This is a genomic window from Sulfuriroseicoccus oceanibius, from assembly GCF_010681825.2.
GTDB classification, from domain to species: Bacteria; Verrucomicrobiota; Verrucomicrobiia; order Verrucomicrobiales; family SLCJ01; genus Sulfuriroseicoccus; species Sulfuriroseicoccus oceanibius.
In genome coordinates this window covers 900607-917970 of sequence record NZ_CP066776.1, presented here as the reverse complement: position 1 = coordinate 917970, position 17364 = coordinate 900607, and the positions used below count along the sequence as shown (strand labels likewise).

The window sequence follows — 17364 nt, the reverse complement described above, 5'->3', positions numbered from 1 at the left end:
CGTTCTGGGATTTGTTCATCCGATCGCTGATTGCCATTGATCCGAGGCGAACTCTGGCTTCAGATTCGCAGCAATGAGCTACGATTCCATTTCCGACGCCCCCCTTTCGATTTCCGCTGCAAAATCCGCCTGCGCCGAGCAGACCGTCCCCGCCACCGTGCACTGCCAGATTGAGTCCATCGTGGAGAAGCAGACCAAGACGGGCAAGCCGTACTATGAAATCACGCTGCGCGACGCGACCGACCAGGTCACACTTAAAGCGTGGCAGGACACCCCGGGCTTCGCCGCCGCGGAATCTGGTCGCCTCGCCCCGAATGATTTCATCGCCGTGACCGGCGGCTGGTCAACCTCACAATACGGCGTCGATTGCCGCGACTGGACCGCAGCCAAGCTCGACGAAGACGCCACAGACCGCCTGCTCGCCGGCACCGGAGAACTCAGAGCCAAACAAGACAGCGACTGGGCCACGATTCTCCACTACATCAGCCAAGTCGCCGACCCACGCCTCAAGGCAGTGGCCGATTTGTTCATCGCTCGCCACGGCTCCCACATGCGCCGCACCGCCGCCGCACGCCGCAACCACCACGCACGCCGCGGGGGACTGGTCGAACACGTCGCCCAAATGATGCGCACCGCCGATAGCCTCTGCGAAGCCTACCCACGCCTCAACCGCGACCTGCTCCAGGTCGGCATCCTGCTCCACGATTGCGGCAAGCTGTGGGAGAACGCCTACCCGGAGGACGGCTTCACCATGCCATTCCAACTCAGCGGCGAACTGCTCGGACACATCCCGATCGGCATCGAAGTGGCCAACAAACTCTGGCACAGCGCAGTCGATTCACCGGACGCACCCGCCGAGTGGAAAACAATCACGCCATCGAGCGAAGAGGCACGACTCCACTTGCTGCACCTCATTGGCTCGCACCACGGCACCCATGAGTTCGGCTCGCCAGTGCTGCCACGCACGCCGGAAGCCATCGCGTTGCACCACATTGACAACATCGACGCAAAACTCGAGATGATGTTTGCTGGCTATGAGACGACAGCTCAGATCGCCCCCGGCATCTACGACCGCGTGTTCCCGCTTCCGGGGCATTTGGTAGAACCTCTCGCATCCGTGGATCCAGAGGTTGCTACAACCGCCCAACCTAGCGTACCCTCGACGCCAAACATCACACAGCCCCAGCAGCCAGAACCCGTCGCAGCCAGCGAACCTGCGCTCACGGAGCCTGAGGTCGAAACGGCACAACCTCTCACGATCGAGCCAGAAATCGCAACCTCTCCAGCGGCTGAAATCGCCGCCACAGACGTACCGGAATCGACTCCAGAACCAGAAGCCATCGAGCCTGAGAGCACTCCATCCGAAGACGACTCTCAACCAGAACCACCAGCGAAGAAGCCTGAGAAGCCACTCCCGGCACCCGCTCAGGACGACCTCGGCGATCTCTTCGCCTAGTCCCGCAGCCCAACTCCCAACCGATGAACTCGAATCAGAAAACCATCATTGGCAGCGAAGAATGGTGCGCCCTCCCCGAGATCGGCGCACCTGCCATCAAAGCCCGCATCGACTCCGGCGCCAAGACGTCGTCGATCCATGCCTTCAACATCCAGGCGTTCCGCCGCAACGGCCAGCGCTGGGTTTCTTTCGAGCTTCATCCGGTCCAAAACGACCAACGCACGTCGATTCGTTGCGAGCGCCCGGTCGTCGACAAGCGCACCGTTCGCAGTTCGAGCGGCATCCCTGAGAAACGCTACGTTATCAGCACCCCGCTGACCATCGGTGAGCAAACATGGGAGATTGAGCTCACCCTCGCCAACCGCGACTCCATGGGTTACCGCATGCTGCTCGGTCGTCAGGCGATGAACGGTAGGCTCATCGTCGACCCATCGCTGAGCTTTACCCAGGGCGCGCGCACCGCTCAGGAAATCGAGGATCTCTACGACACCAAGGAGCCGCCACGCACCGGCTTAAAGATCGGTCTGCTGGCGAGCGATAAAAAGCTCTACAGCAACCAGCGCATCCTTGAAGCCGGCGGCGAGCGCGGTCACGAGATGCTCTTCCTTAACATCAAGCAGTGCTACATGAAGCTTGATGCCACCGAGCCGGAGGCTCACTACCGCGGTGGCTCGCTGCTGAATGATCTGGATGCCGTGATCACGCGCATCCGCCCGAGCATGACATTCTACGGCACGGCGCTGACCCGCCACTTCGAGAGCATGGGAATCCAAACCGTGAACTCATCTGCGGCGATCACCCAGTCCCGGGACAAGCTGTACTCGCTGCAGTTGATGCTCAAGAACGGGATCCAGATTCCGACCACCGGCTTTGCCAATTCACCGATCGATACCACCGACCTGATCGACATGGTCGGCGGCGCACCGCTGATCGTGAAGCTCTTGGAAGGCACCCAGGGCAAAGGCGTCGTGCTCGCGGAAACCCGCAAGGCCGCCGAGAGTGTGATCAACGCATTCAAGTCCCTCCGCGCCAACCTGCTGGTGCAAAAGTTCATCAAAGAGGCCGACGGCAAAGACCTGCGCTGCTTTGTGATCGACGGCAAGGTCGTCGCCGCCATCGAGCGCTCGGCCCCTCCAGGTGAGTTCCGCGCCAACATCCACCTCGGCGCCAGCGCCCGGGTCGTGCGCCTCACCGCTGAAGAACGTTCGCTCGCCGTCAAAGCCGCGAAAACACTGGGCCTCAGTGTGGCCGGAGTGGACATCATCCGCTCGGCAACCGGCCCTCTGCTTTTGGAAGTCAACTCGTCACCTGGACTCGAAGGCATCGAAACAGCCACCGGCAAGGACATCGCCGCGATGATTGTCTCGTCGGTGGAGAAAAAGCTGCGCTGGAAGCCACCCATCCACACGGACTAATCCGTCCCCATCCTCCATCAATGCACGCCACCTCATCCAACCCATCACCTAGTCACAGCCATCGTTTCCACGTGTGGCTCGCGCTGGCTTTTGGGGTGGTTTTTCTTCTAGCAGCCGTCCCGGCCACGAAGGCCCAGCAACCCGAAGCCACACCCACGCCACAGGAGACGGCGAAAAAGACGTCGCTGCTCGAAGACCTCTCCAAGTCGATCTCGGAAACCGAGGCCAAGCTCAAAAAGCTCGAGAGCCAACGTAAAAGCAACCTGGCCCCACCAGAACTGCTCGAACTCGCGGAAGAAATCGACCAAACCGAACGCGAACTGCGCCGACTCAAAAACTGGTTCCTTTCCTCCGCCACCAAAATCGAGCTCGACGAATCGTCAGACGCCCAACAGGAAACCCTCACCCTCGAACAGGAAATCAGGGAACTCGTCGCCCCGGTCATCAGCGAACTCAAAGACGCCACTCTCGAACCCAGGAAAATCGAGTCGCTACGCCGTCGACTCGCCATCCTCGATGACCAACGCGCAACCGCCACACGCGTCGTCACCGCAATCGACCGCAAACTCGCTCAAAACCCACCACAAGACGTCGTCGACCGACTCAACGAACAACGCGCCGTCTGGCAGGAACATCTCGATGAAACCGAGCTGGAAATCGCCATCGCCAATGACCGCCTAGCCGACCTCAACAACTCCACCGAATCGCTCTGGGTCCGAGCCACCACCGGAATCCAAAACTTCTTCCGCACCCGCGGCAAAAACCTCCTCTACGCCATCATCGGCTGCATAGTCACTCTGCTGATCTTCCGCCGTGGCTATGCGATGTTCCGCAAATACAGCCCGGTACATCGCAGAACCTCGGACAGCTTCTACATCAAAAGTCTCGATCTCGGATTCCATGTTGCAGGGATTCTCGCAGCCATCCTGGTCTTCGTCTTCATCCTCTACCTGACCAATGACTGGGTACTGCTAGTCGTGACTTTGCTCTTCCTCGGAGCGATCGCATGGGGAAGCAAACACACGCTCCCCCGTTACTACGATCAGGCCAAGTTGATGCTCAACCTCGGACCAGTACGCGAAGGCGAGCGGGTACTCATCGACGGCATCCCGTGGAAGGTTGGGAAGATCCACGTTTACACCGACTTCACCAACCCCACGCTGAAAGGAGGACTTGTCCGCCTTCCAATCGACAATCTGCTCAGCATGCGCTCGCGTCCGGCTACCGGCGAACTTTGGTTCCCATGCGAAGCCGGCGACTGGATTTTGTTCGATGACGAACGACTGGCTAAAGTCATCGAACAAACCCCGGAGTACGTTCACATCCTGCGCAAAGGCGGAAGCCGCAAGCTCATCCCATCGCAGCAGTTCCTCGAAATGGCGCCGGAAAACTTGTCGAAAAACTTCCGCCTCAAATCCACTTTCGGCATCGACTACATCCACCAGGACATCAGCACCCACGAAGTCCCGGGCATCTTCGCCAAAGCCATCGAAGAGGGATTGGCGGAAATCGTACCCGCGGAGGCCATCATTCACATCTCGGTCGAATTCAGCTCCGCCGGAGCATCCTCCCTCGATTATGAAGTCCTTGCCGACTTCTCAGGTGATGTGGCATCGCGCTACCACATCCTGCGCCGCGCCATCCAGCGACTCTGTGTCGACGTCTGCAACGAACACCAGTGGAACGTGCCATTCACCCAGATCACGGTCCACCAAGCTCCCACCCCGACACCGGACAAGGGCTAAGCCGTCAGAAGCGCTATCGATTCTCGCCGAACGGCAACCTCCATGGACCGCCGTTTTCCCATACGGCCACCAACACCTCCGCGCACCGCGCGCTGATTCCCTCCCCCGGGTAAACCGTCCCTTCGGGACGACTGCGGCGGATGTCTCCACGTTCCTGCGGTTAAAACCGCAGGCTATCCGGTAACACGTCGCTCCGCGACGCAGACTTAGGCGTTCGCTCATCAACACCAATAAGCCCACCGTCACCACCGTCACCACCGCAGCATCCGTCGCATCAGACCTCTGCCGATCTCCCCCAACGGATCACGCAAGACTAGAGCCGCCCGTCGGATCAGGTCGCAGCGCGACCACTTACTGGCTAGCCACCGGTTTCAACCGGTGGAGGTGATGCCACAAAAAGCCACTCGTCCCGAAGGGACGGTTTACCTGCCCCTCCAAAAAAAACTCACTCCACCACGTACCTCTTGTCCTCAACCCTCACCACCGGCGGCTGACGCGTGTCCTCAAATGCCTCGTAAACCGGCACCAACTCATCGCGCCAAAACTCTTCCCACTTCTGCTCACCCTCCATCGCCGCCGCCTTTTGCAACCGCTCAGGCGTCATGCGGAATGGGAAACAATGCACCGACACTTCATTCTGACCGTTCTTCAACGCATCCTCAACCAACCCGTAAATCTCCTCAATCGCCGGATCCGTCATCGCATAACATCCGATCGACACATTACTGCCGTGCACCATGATGAAACTGCCCGTCCGCCCGTGTGCCTTGTCATATGCGTTCGGGTAATTGATGTTGAACGAGAGATGGTACTTTGAGAACGGATTGAGACTCCCCCGATTGGTAAAATACACCCCCTCCGGCGCCTGATAATCGCCCTCGGCAAGCTTCGGGCCAAGCTCCCCAGACCACTTCGCCACCGGGTAGTTCTTCACCAACACATACTCGCCCTCGCCCCCTGGCTGCATCCACAGCTCCATCTCGCTGCTCTCTTTGAACACGCGCAGGAACACGGGATCGCCCGCCGCCACGCCTGCGGCATCGAGCTCGGGCTTCATCGCAAGCTTCGCCTTACCAGTCGCCTCGATGGCCGCTGCAATCCGAGCCCCCTTGGCCTCGCGCGACATTGGGTTCCCCGATCTGGAGAACTCCCACACCGCCGCACCGACCGCTGCAGCCAGCGCCGCGACATAGACCAGCTTCGTCCATTTCGAGCGAATCTTATCGGATTCTTCTTGTTGATTACTTTTGGTAGAATCGCTCACGACGAAAAATGCCATTATGTTGGATCACCCCATTCCCAACCGCTACGCAATTCGCCGCGGGTGAGCCTAAGATTTTGTCACATTGCCCCCCGACCTACTTCTTACCGACGGGCACAATCAATGCGGGATACTCAGCGCGGCGCACGATTCCCTGGGCACAACTACCCAGAAGGATAGACCCCAGAAGGTTGTGACCGTGGGACCCGACGACAATCAAATCAGCCGTCACATCCTTGGCCACCCGCATGATGCCGTCGGTAGGCATCGAGGCGATGTAATGCACACGCACGCGTCCCTCGGGCAGTCCGACGTCTTTCGCGACCTTCTCCAGACGGTCTTTGGCATTCTCCAATGCCTTGTCCAGCCACGGGTTGACCGGCATCTCAGACGGAGAAAACCCATAAATCTCGTAAGATGGCCCCGGATCCACGGCATGTACCAAATGCAGGTTGGCTCCGAATGCCTCGGCCTGCTCGCGAGCCACCGCGAGCACTTGGGGAGTGACATCAGAAAAATCGACAGCGGCAACGATATTTTTCATCCCTACAGGCTAACAAAGCACGCCGGATTAGCCGACCAAAATCCTCTCACCCGCCCGATCTTTTGACACTCCACCACACTCAATTTTCCGCAGGTTCGCCAAAAGTTCCCGAATTTCTCCCTCCAATGAATGATCAGACGTGTACGTTGCCGTAATGGCGCCAGCCCGGCAGCCCACCAATCGATCGAATTCAGAAAAGCTATGCCTACCAAGAAGAAGACCAAAGCAGCATGGGAAAAGTCCATGCCGGAGAAGCAGTTCAACTTCATGCGCGAGATCCTCGCCGCACCGTCCCCGATCGGCCTCGAAGCCGCGATGAGCTACGGCGTGATCAAACCGCACTTCGAAAAGATCAAGCACGACAGCTGGGCGATCCATCAGTTCAAAGGCAACGCGGGCATCGTCCTCGACACTCACCCGAACGACCTCGACCTGCCGACCGTGATGGTCGTGGGCCACGCTGATAAGATCCGCATGCAGGTGCGCAAGATCAGCGACGATGGCAAGATCTGGATCAACAGCGACAGCTTCATCCCGAATGTGCTCGTTGGCCATGAGGTGAAGCTCTTCCCTCAGAACCCGGAAAAGCCGGGCGAGTACAAAGTGATCGAAGGCGGCACCATCGAAGCACTCGGCGCAATCCATTTCGCCGACATCCCTACCCGCACCGGCGAAAAGGGCATCAAGCCGGAAATGCTCTACGTTGAGCTCCAGATGCACGGAGAAAAGGCCAAAGAGAAGCTCGAAGAACTCGGCATCAAGGCCGGTGACCCGATCATTTTCGACCGCCCGATCAAGCGCGGCTTCGCACCGGATTCGTTCTACGGAGCCTACCTCGACAACGGTCTCGGCTGCTTCACCGTGGCGGAACTCGCCGAGCGCATTGCCAAGAACCCGCTGAAGAACGTGCGCATGCTCTTTACGATCGCCACCCACGAGGAGATCGGTCGCTTCGGCGCAACCGCCATCGCTGGTGAGCTCGTGCCGGACATCCTCATCGGCACAGACGTGAACCACGACTACGACGCCGCCCCGGGCATCAGCGCCAAGCGCATGAACACACTCAGCATGGGCAAAGGCTTCACCATCACCACCGGCGCGATCACCAGCGATTACCTCAATAGCCTGATCGAACAAGCCTGCCTCGAAAACGAGATCCCGCTCCAGCGTGACATGTCCGGACGCGACACCGGCACCGACGCCATGGCCGCAGCTCTCGCCGGCTTCGACTGCGCCGCCGCCTCGATTGGCTTCCCAATCCGCAACATGCACACCATCTCGGAAACCGGCCACACCGGAGACGTCCTCGCCGCCATCCACGGCATGGAGGCCACCGTCCGCAAGATGGACGCCATGAACGACGGCGAAGGCATCAAGGTCACCGATCTGATGAACAACCACGTCCGCCTCGACCAGGCGAAGTCGCTTTAAGGCGAACTCTGCGTTTACCCACCGGCTGGTGCCTTGAAACAACAGGAGGCGCCAGCCGGCCACCCAACCACCGCCCGCTCCCACAACAGAGCGCGACACATGCGGTGCCCCCGGCGGAATCCCCCACCAACTCCAACCGCCAATCACACCTCGAAAACGACAACGACATGAAGACACGAAAGACATCCGCTCTTGTTCTGGGGTTTGCCCTGACAACCGGTGCCGCGTTTGCCAACGCCCCATTCGAGATCTACCCGCGCCCGCAGCAAATCGAATACCGCGAGCAAACCTTCCAAATCAGCAAGGACGTCAACGTCGTGCTGGAACAGGGCATCGACAGCTACACCAAAAAGCGCCTCGCCAAGGTCCTCAAAGCCCACGGCATCACATTCACCACCAGCCCGAAGCTCGTCCCCGGCAAGACCAACATTCTCGTCGGGATCAACCAGTCAGGTGGCGCCGTTGACCAGTATTTCAATTCCAAGGTATCCCACCAGGAAACGTTCTTCGACAAGAACGACTCCCACATCGTCTCGATCGCCGACAACGTCATCGGCGTGCTCGGCGACGACACGGACAGTGCCTTCTACGGCATCACCACGCTGAAGCACATCTTCAACCAGATCGACAACCGCCAGATCACCGAACTGCGCATCGACGACTACTCCAACGTCAAGCACCGCGGGTTCATCGAAGGCTACTACGGCAACCCATGGAGCAATGAAGACCGCGCCGAGTTGATGCGCTTCGGCGGCGATTACAAACTCAACACCTACTTCTTCGCGCCCAAGGACGACATCTACCACAACAAGAAGTGGCGCGAACTCTACCCGGAAAAAGAACTGGCTGAGATCAAGAAGCTCGCCCAGGTCGGCAACGAGACGAAAAACAAATACGTCTATGCGCTGCATCCGTTCATGCACAGCGCGATCCGCTTCGACACCGAAGCAAACTACCAGCACGACCTCGACATCATTAAAGCGAAGTTCGTTCAGCTTCTTGAAAACGACGTCCGTGCCTTCAGCATCCTGGCGGACGACGCCGGCGTGCCACCACAAGGCCCGGAAACCTACGTCAAGTTGCTCAATGATCTGACCAACTGGTTGATCGAGCAGAAGAACCAATCCTACCCGGACCTCGTCACCGACCTCCCATTCTGCTCGAACGACTACATGGGCAATGGCTCGTCGCCGCAGCTCAAAGTGGTCAACCAAGCGCCGCAATCGGTCTCCATCATCATGACCGGCGGCCGCATCTGGGGTGAAGTCAGTGAGGGGTTCACCTCGAACTTCAAGAACAACATCAGCTCACCGGGACTCGAAGGTCGCCCGCCATACCTGTGGATCAACTGGCCGTGCAGCGACAACTCGAAGCAGCACTTGATCATGGGAGGTAACGACACCTTCCTCCACCCGGGCGTGAACCCGAACAACATCGCCGGCATCGTGCTCAACCCGATGCAACAAGCCGAGGCGAACAAGTCCGCGCTCTTCGCCATCGCCGACTACGGCTGGAATGTCTGGGACGACAAGGCCCAGGCCGACCAGAACTGGCACGATTCGTTCAAGTACATGAACCACGGGACGGCGGAGGAAACCAAAGCGTCGACCGCTCTGCGCACGATCAGCCGCCACATGATCAACCAGAACATGGACGGCCGCGTGCGTGCACTGCAGGAGTCGGTGGAGCTCGCGCCCCAACTCAACGCGTTGCGCCAGCAATTGAAGTCCGGCAACGTGGACAAAGCTGCGATCGCATCGCTGATTTCCGAGTTCGAGGCGCTACAACAAGCCGCCGCTTACTACAAGGAGAACCCGGGCAACCCACGCACCCGCGACCAGATCATCTACTGGCTCGATTGCTGGCAAGACACCACCACCGCCGCCATCAACTACCTCAAGTGCCTGGATGCCTCGATGGATGGCAACAAGGACGCAATCTGGAATTACTACTCGACCGCTCACGCGGCATTCGAGAAATCGAAAACCTACAAGTTCTGGTATGTGAGCCATTACCAAAACGCGCAGGTCGGTGTGCAGCACATCGTTCCGTTCATCAAAGACCTCGGCAAACACCTCAATAGCGTGGTCTCGTCGATCGTCGACCCGAGCAAGGTCATCGAAACGTACATCACCAACCGCAGCGACGCGCCACAAGGCAAGCTCAGCGCACTGCGCGACGGCGATGCCAAGACCGGCGTAGTCTACAAATCCCCGACGTCCATCGCCAGCGGCGACTACATCGGCATCCAGTACAACAACCCAATCCATCTGGAGCGCGTTGAGTTCCTCGTCGGCACCACCGCCAACCCGAAGGACACCTTTGCCGAAGCACGCATCGAAATCACCAAGGACGGCGAAAACTGGAAACCGCTCGACGGACAAACCTACCAACTGCCAACCCAGGTGAAGGCTGAAAACCTCGACCTCGAGGTGCGCGGCGTCCGACTGGTCGCCACCAAACCAAAGGCCAACACGTGGCTCGGCGTGCGCGAAATCCTCGTCAATGAGGAGGCCGCTGCCAGCCAGCAGGATTACCAACTCACCGCCACCGCGTCGGAGAACATTGGAATCAAAATGGGCGGCAGCTTGAAGGACATCACCGATGGCAGCCCGACCTCCGGCCCGAGCTTTGCCAAGAATCCATACGAAAACCCAAACCGCGACGGAATTCCTGCCGATGCCTTCATTCGCGCCGACTTCGCCCAACCACAGAAGATCGGCACCGTGAAGTTCGTCCAGGCCGCGGGCGATAAGATCAACCGCGCGGCACTGGAATACTCCGCCGACGGCACCAACTGGCAGCCGCTTCATACCTTCAAAAAGAGTGCGCCGACCCTGACATTCGATGCCAGCGAGTCGGACATCACCGCCAAGGCATTGCGGATCCGCAACCTCGAACAAACCGCCAAGTGGTGGGCGGTGAAGGAGTTCAGCGTCACCCCACCGGTGAAGAAGTCGCTGCGCGATGCATTCACCAACACAGACGCCCAGTTGAAGGTCGCGGTCACGCCGGAGCGCGCCGTGCTCGAACCTACCAAGCGCATCACCTTGAAGCCTGGTCAGTTCATCGGCATCAAACTCGACCGCATCAAGGACCTGAAGAAGATCCGCTCGCAGGTGACCAACAAACAACTGACTGTCGAGGCATCCGCCAACGCGGTGGAGTGGAGCAAAGTCAACGGCAACGCCCTTCCGGACGCCCGCTTTGTCCGCTTGGTCAACCACACCAAACAACCAGTCACCACCGGCATCCAGCGCTTTGAGGTGCTCTCAAACGAGATCCACCCGGTCCGCTATGTGAAAGGCCACGCGGAGATCTACAATAACAGCAAACCAGAACAAGCCTTCGACGGCGACTTCACCACCACCGTGTTCTTCAACCGTGGGTTCAACGAAGGCGACGCTATCGTCTACGACCTCGGCCAGGTGCTCGACATCGACAACTTGAAGTACGTCGTCTTCGACACCGACACCGACCACGTGCGCGATGCGAAGTTCCAGCTCAGCCTCGATGGCAAGAACTGGCGCGATGCGTTCACCACCGCGAGCAAGACGGACGACCGCGATGCAAAGCCACAGGACAACGGCTACAAACACGGAAGCTTGTCCGACGGCATCATCCCGATCTCCCATTCCTACCTCGAAGGGGAAAACCTCGGCATGAAGGCACGTTACTTCCGCATCCTCGCTACCAAGACCTATCCACACCGATGGATCCGGATCTCGGAGGTGTTGATCAACGACGGCGCCTACATCCGTACCACCAACGACCCGACCTACGTCTCGAACCCGATCGAGCTCAAAGGCCACGGACCGGAAATGATGGTCGACGGTGACCTCACCACGTCGTACCGCCCGAACACACAGGACGGTAAGATCAAGAGCGGCTCGATCAGCTACAAACTCAGCGAAGACACCCGCCTCAAACAGATCAACATCGTCCAGGACGGCAACGCGATCTCAAACGCCAAAGTCATGGTCCGCACCGGTGCCGATCAGTGGCAACAGCTCGGTACATTGAGCAAGAGCCTCAACGAGCTCAACACCGCCCAGCACGACCACATCTTCGAGATCAAGATCGAGTGGACCGGCACCGCCCCGTCCATCTACGAAATCGCCTACGCACTGAAGAAGTAACCGATCACACCATCTGATTCCCCGAATCACCCAAGCAGGCGGCCATCCGGTCGCCTGCTTTTTTTTGTGCGATCCACCAGCGGGCCACCCCTCGGACCGCCGGATTTCACCCGGCCTCCTACCCCCACCGGAGCGCAGCGACCGCTTTCACCCCTCGACGGTGAGGACACCGTCACCCCACTCACCGCCACACGCACCTACCAATCCAAAGCAGCGATTCTCGCTGCACTCCCACATCTCCGCATTCGCGCCGTTTTGTAACTCCACGTACTCCTTGTTGCCATCAAACCAACGATCCAGCCCGACAACCGATCATCCCATCGGACCGCCGGATTTCACCCGGCCTCCAAGCCCACAGGAGCACAGCGACCACTCCCAACCACTCGCCCCTGAGGACACCACCTCTCCCCACGCACCGGAGGTGCATCCCAACGCAGCCCATGGCAACGCCATGGGAATCATCCGAAAAATACAACCAAGCCCCAACGGGGCGGCAGAACCTCCACATCCCACCTCCGAAACCGGCGGATCAACCAAAGCCCCGCCCTCACCCTCTGCGGATCAAATCCAGCGGCTTGAACTTCCCCCGCAACACAGCCTCGCTGTTCGTGCCCAGCCATTGCTCCAGCAACGACGCATAGACCGACCTGAAATCGACCGAGAACTTGAGGTCGCCGCGGTGGAGATCAGTCAGGCTCGGGTGGTCGCCTACGATTCCGCCCTTCACTCCACCTCCCATCAAAAACAAAGGGGCGGCGGCTCCGTGATCGGTGCCGGCATTGGCATTTTCCGCCACGCGCCGACCAAACTCACTAAACGTCATCAACACGACCCGCTCGTAGTTCCCCTGTGCCTTGAGGTCTTTGAAAAATGCCCGCAGCGCCTGATCGAGCTGGCCCAACCGCGCCGGATGCGCTCCCCGCTGGTTGTTATGCGTATCGAACCCACCGTGGCTGGCATAGTAAACCCGCGTCGATAGACCTCCCTCGATCATCCGGCTAATCAGCTGCAAATTGCGCCCGATCGGAGTGCCGGGGTAGCTGATCTTCGACTTCGATTTGCGTACGATCTCGCCGACCTTGTCAGAGCTCAACCGCGCGTCGAGCGCCGTACGCTCAAGAAAGTCCAACGCCTCACCCGCCGAATGGATCCCCGTGTCCTTTTTCACACCCGAGGTCATCTGCCCGGTCGATGCTCCATCCTGCTCGTCATCCGGTGCGTTCAAATGATCAAAAACCTCACTGCGCCGCGCCCCTCCCTCACCGCCATCCACCCACTTGTACAACTCCGGGGCATCCAAGGTGATCCCCTGCTTGCGGGCGGCGACAAAGCTGTCCGGCTTCTGATTGGTCAGTGCGATCCCCGGCACCGGGTCCTCGCCGTCGCACGCATTGTCGAAATAGCGGCCGAGCCACCCGGTGTGTGCGGTCTTATCCGCGGCGGTGGCCTGCTCCCAAATCTCGGTCGAGCGGAAGTGCGATCGGTTTGGGTTCGGGTAGCCCACGCCTTGAACCAGCGCGAGCTCGCCATTGTCGAAGGCCTCGTGGAAATACTTCACCGCCGGAGCAAAGCCGATCTGATCGTTCACCTTGAGCACCTGGTTCTGCGGGATCGCGATCTTCTTCCGCGCCTGGTAATAGGCATCGTCCGCCCACGGGACGACGGTATTCAGTCCGTCATTCCCCCCAGCCAACTGCACCACCACCAGAATGGTTCCGTCCTTGCCGGTCACCCCTTGCACGGCCGATGCCGCATCCGCCGCGTGGTGCATTCCCGCAAATGTCCGTTCAAGAAAGGCCGGCACGCTGGTGGCCGCCGCCGCACCCAACAAGCCCGTGCGCAAAAAGCGCCTGCGGGTCGCCAATGATTGATAGCTACTTCTCTTGCTCATAGTGCGTTCAGGTCAGTTGGTAATACGGGGTGGAAAGCATCAAATGAACCAGCTCAGCCAGATCCTTTTCGGCCAGCGGCTTGCCGCCATCCACCCGGCTCTCGGCAAATGCCACAAACGAATCACGGTCCTCGCGGCGCATCGGAAACTGGTAAAAGCGCTGCGCCAACGCATCGACCATCTGATCCGGACGCGCGCGCAATTCCAGCGGCGCAATCTTCTCAATGTCCGGACGCGGCACCTGCTTGCGCAGTTGAGCCAGCAATCGCTTGCGGCGGCGCGCGTTGTCCCCGTCCTTGAGTTGCGGCCGCTTGCGCCCGACCACTCCCATCGCCTCCACCGCATAATCCGGGTCGCAGTGCGCACGGGAAAAGATGCCGGCAATGTTGTAGCGCTCGAGCAGCGTGTCTGTGGTAATCCACAGCTTCCCGCCCGGCCAACCCGCCACGTTCGGCGGCCGGAACAACTGCTGCCCCAAGCTCTTCTGGCAGTGCATCACCAGGTTCTCCGGCACATCACCGAGTTCGAGTTGAATCATCAACTGGGTCAGAAACTCTATCGGACTCTTGATCTGCGCCCTGACATACGGTCTGCGGAAAAACCACTCGGCGGAGAACATCGCCCCCAATGTGCGCCGCATGTCGTACTTCACCCGCCGTATCTCAAGCGCCAGCGCCATCACCATCCTACGCGGCGGAGAATCGACCAAAAAGTAGCGCAGCAACTTGTGTGCGAGGAATTCACTCGCCCGATCCTGGGAAAAGATGATGTCGACAATCTCATCCGGCCCATGGCGTCCCACTTCACCGAGGAACTTCTTCGGCTCCGAATCGTGGAGCTTCGGGTTCATGCGCACCACATCGGTTTCCCGGTTCCAGCGGATCCCGGTAAATGCACGGGCGGCCTCCTTGATATCTTTTTCCGTGTAGTTCCCCTCACCCAGAGTGAACAACTCAAGCAACTCCCGCCCGTAGTTCTCGTTTGGTTTGTTGCGATGGCTCTGCTGAATATCCAGGTAGATCATCATGGCCGGGTCGTACGCCATTTTCCTGGTCAACTCGCGCACATCGCCCATGCCATGCTCGCGGAATGTCATGTTCTGGCGCAGCATCAGCCGTGGTTCATTCACCTTCTCCAAGCTGGTGGCAAAGTGCCCGTGCCAGAAAAGCGTCATCTTCTCCAACAAAGGGTCGCTCGCCGTGCGCATGGTTTCGAACCACCACCGCGTCATCTCCGTACTGCGCTGACGCCGCATCCGGTTGAGTTGCTGCCGCAGTTCGCGTTCACGTTTGGTGATCACCTCACGAGCGCTGAAATCTTTCACCTCACGCTTCTGCTGCCGCAGCTCCTTTTGCTCGGCGCGGATCTCCGCCTCTTTGCCATCGTCGTGGTGATACCAGGCGGGCTCAACAACCACACCGCCCAAGGGCCTCAGCGGCAACTCCCCAGTCATCAAAGCCCGCACCGCACGCCGGTGCCCCATTCGAAAAACCGCCTCCACCACATCGGGCGGCGCACCAAACCCCGCTCGGTTGAGCAGGTGGGCTGCAAGTTCATTCGACCAGCGGGCCGGGGGCAGTGGGGTCATGTCCATGGTCGGAATTTGTCTTGGGGGCGGATCGGGAGCGTATCCGGTTTACCAGATTACGCAGGGCGAAACGAGTAAACCCAGCCGCGACAGCAAAGTTGCGCGGCTCCACGGCGACGAAACCCACCCACATTTCCGCTTTCATCGAAGCCATGCGGGTTTATTGATGCCCCACTGTGGCGAGGGCCCAGTCATCATCCCATGAAATTCACCAACTTATCCCGCGGCAACGAAATCGGATCCAACTCGTACCTGCTCGAATGCGGACGCACCAACATCGTCCTCGATAGCGGCATGCACCCGAAGCGAGACGGACTCGACAGCACGCCCGATTTCCCATTGCTGCGCGACCGGATGATCGACACCATCTTCGTCACCCACTCCCACCTCGACCACGTCGGCACTCTCCCACTACTCCAAAAAGAACACCCGGAAGCCGATGTCTACATGTCGCCCGAAACCATCGACTTGGCCGATGCACTGCTCCACAACTCGGTCAATGTCATGCGCTCGCGTGCCATCGAAGAGGAAATCCTGGAGTACCCGCTCTTCGAGCACTACGACGTCGAGGAAGAATCCAAGCTCTGGCTTCCCGCAAGAACTCGCAACCGCTTCTCCGTCGGACGCGATGAAGATCCAGTCACCGCCGAATTCTTCGACGCCGGCCACATTCTCGGCAGCGTTGGTGTGCGCCTTGAGCACGATGGCAAGTCGCTCTTCTACACGGGCGACGTCCACTTCGAAGACCAAACCATCTCAATGGCCGCCGACTTCCCACGCGATCACGTCGACACACTCGTAATGGAGACAACCCGCGGTGCCAGCGAACGCCGACCGGACTACACCCGCAGCTCGGAGATCACCCGCCTCATCGACGCCATCGAAGAAACTCTCGAACGCGGAGGCGCCGTCCTGATTCCCGTCTTCGCCATGGGCAAAACCCAGGAATTGCTCACCATTCTTCACGGATGCAAACAGCGCGGCCTGCTGCGCGATGCCCCACTTCACATGGGCGGGCTCAGCACCAAAATGACCACTATCTTCGACCGCCACGCTGCGACCACCCGACGCAAGAACAAAGGGTTCCGCATCCTGCGTGAGGTCGATTTGCAGATGCGTCGTCGTCGCGACCGCTCACCGCTGCGCCCACAAGCCGGCGGGATCTACGCACTTTCCAGCGGCATGATGACTGAGAAGACCACGTCGAATCAGTTCGCTCGCGGGTTCCTCAAGAATCCGAAAAACTCGATCATCTTCGTGGGTTACGCGGACCCAGCGTCGCCGGCCGGAGCAATCCTCGAAGCCGACCGCGGCGACCAAATCCAACTCGACCACCGCTATCCAGCCGAGCCGCTCAACTGTGACGTCCACCGTTTCGACTTCAGCGGCCACGCCACCCGCGAGGAACTCGTCCACTTCGCCACCGACGTACGACCAAAGAAAGTCGTCCTCGTCCACGGTGACACCCCGGCTCTCGATTGGTTCCAGCAAACCCTCAGCCGCGAACTTCCGGACAGCGAGATCCTCATCCCACAACCAGGCCAAGCTCTCGAACTCTAGAGCCCGGCAGGGCCAGCCGGTGACGGTGAGGAGCCCGTCGCTCCCGAGGGCCATCAACGAACCGAAGCCCCATCATACTCTCCTCGTCGCAAAGCGACAGCTTACCGGCTAGCCGGCGGTTTCAACCGCCGGCACAGCATCACCACCGAACTCGTCCCAACGGGACGGCTTATCTCGTCGACGCAACGCAGACTCAATCCAAACACCTGCGCTGCGCGCACCAAGCTGGGTCGCTGCGTTCCGATTAAGATTTGGATAACGATAAGGATAAAGACCACCGCAGCGGCACAACCACGTAACTCCTGATCGATCGGTGTTACACCTCCCTGCGAGG

At 59.4% G+C, this 17364-nt stretch carries 10 protein-coding genes; 6 read left to right on the top strand and 4 right to left on the bottom strand.

Annotated features, from left to right (window positions below; genetic code table 11):
• The first annotated feature begins 73 nt into the window (after positions 1–73).
• From G3M56_RS03510 to G3M56_RS03500, 3 genes are read left to right on the top strand one after another with little or no spacing between them, the layout of a single operon-like run.
• Positions 74–1456, top strand: a complete 1383-nt coding sequence (locus G3M56_RS03510; protein WP_164365632.1) for an HD domain-containing protein — start codon at positions 74–76, stop codon at positions 1454–1456.
• A 23-nt stretch (positions 1457–1479) separates the two neighbouring features.
• Entirely contained in the window at positions 1480–2871 is a 1392-nt protein-coding gene (rimK, locus tag G3M56_RS03505; protein ID WP_164365633.1) for a 30S ribosomal protein S6--L-glutamate ligase, read from the top strand.
• Positions 2872–2891: 20 nt separating this feature from the next.
• On the top strand, positions 2892–4616 hold the full coding sequence (locus G3M56_RS03500; RefSeq protein WP_164365634.1) for a coiled-coil domain-containing protein: 1725 nt from the start codon (positions 2892–2894) through the stop codon (positions 4614–4616).
• Between the two features lie 445 nt (positions 4617–5061).
• On the opposite strand, the gene G3M56_RS03495 is transcribed toward G3M56_RS03500, so the two are convergent.
• Both G3M56_RS03495 and G3M56_RS03490 read right to left on the bottom strand, forming a co-directional pair.
• Positions 5062–5880 carry a L,D-transpeptidase family protein gene (locus tag G3M56_RS03495; RefSeq protein ID WP_235203569.1) on the bottom strand — a complete coding sequence of 273 codons (819 nt, stop codon included), beginning with the start codon at positions 5878–5880 and terminating at the stop codon, positions 5062–5064.
• A 94-nt stretch (positions 5881–5974) separates the two neighbouring features.
• Entirely contained in the window at positions 5975–6421 is a 447-nt protein-coding gene (locus G3M56_RS03490; RefSeq protein WP_164365635.1) for a universal stress protein, read from the bottom strand.
• A 201-nt stretch (positions 6422–6622) separates the two neighbouring features.
• Between G3M56_RS03490 and G3M56_RS03485 the strand changes: the two genes are divergently transcribed.
• Positions 6623–7852 (top strand): peptidase M42, encoded by a 1230-nt coding sequence (locus tag G3M56_RS03485; protein WP_235203568.1) that lies wholly within the window; start codon positions 6623–6625, stop codon positions 7850–7852.
• A 167-nt stretch (positions 7853–8019) separates the two neighbouring features.
• Positions 8020–11991, top strand: a complete 3972-nt coding sequence (locus G3M56_RS03480; protein ID WP_164365636.1) for a glycoside hydrolase family 84 protein — start codon at positions 8020–8022, stop codon at positions 11989–11991.
• Between the two features lie 547 nt (positions 11992–12538).
• On the opposite strand, the gene G3M56_RS03475 is transcribed toward G3M56_RS03480, so the two are convergent.
• The gene (locus G3M56_RS03475; RefSeq protein WP_164365637.1) at positions 12539–13882 is read right to left on the bottom strand and encodes a DUF1501 domain-containing protein; all 1344 of its coding nucleotides are present in this window, start codon (positions 13880–13882) and stop codon (positions 12539–12541) included.
• Positions 13883–13889: 7 nt separating this feature from the next.
• Entirely contained in the window at positions 13890–15476 is a 1587-nt protein-coding gene (locus tag G3M56_RS03470; RefSeq protein WP_164365638.1) for a DUF1800 domain-containing protein, read from the bottom strand.
• A 195-nt stretch (positions 15477–15671) separates the two neighbouring features.
• Between G3M56_RS03470 and G3M56_RS03465 the strand changes: the two genes are divergently transcribed.
• Positions 15672–17030 (top strand): MBL fold metallo-hydrolase, encoded by a 1359-nt coding sequence (locus G3M56_RS03465; RefSeq protein ID WP_164365639.1) that lies wholly within the window; start codon positions 15672–15674, stop codon positions 17028–17030.
• Positions 17031–17364: the final 334 nt, after the last annotated feature.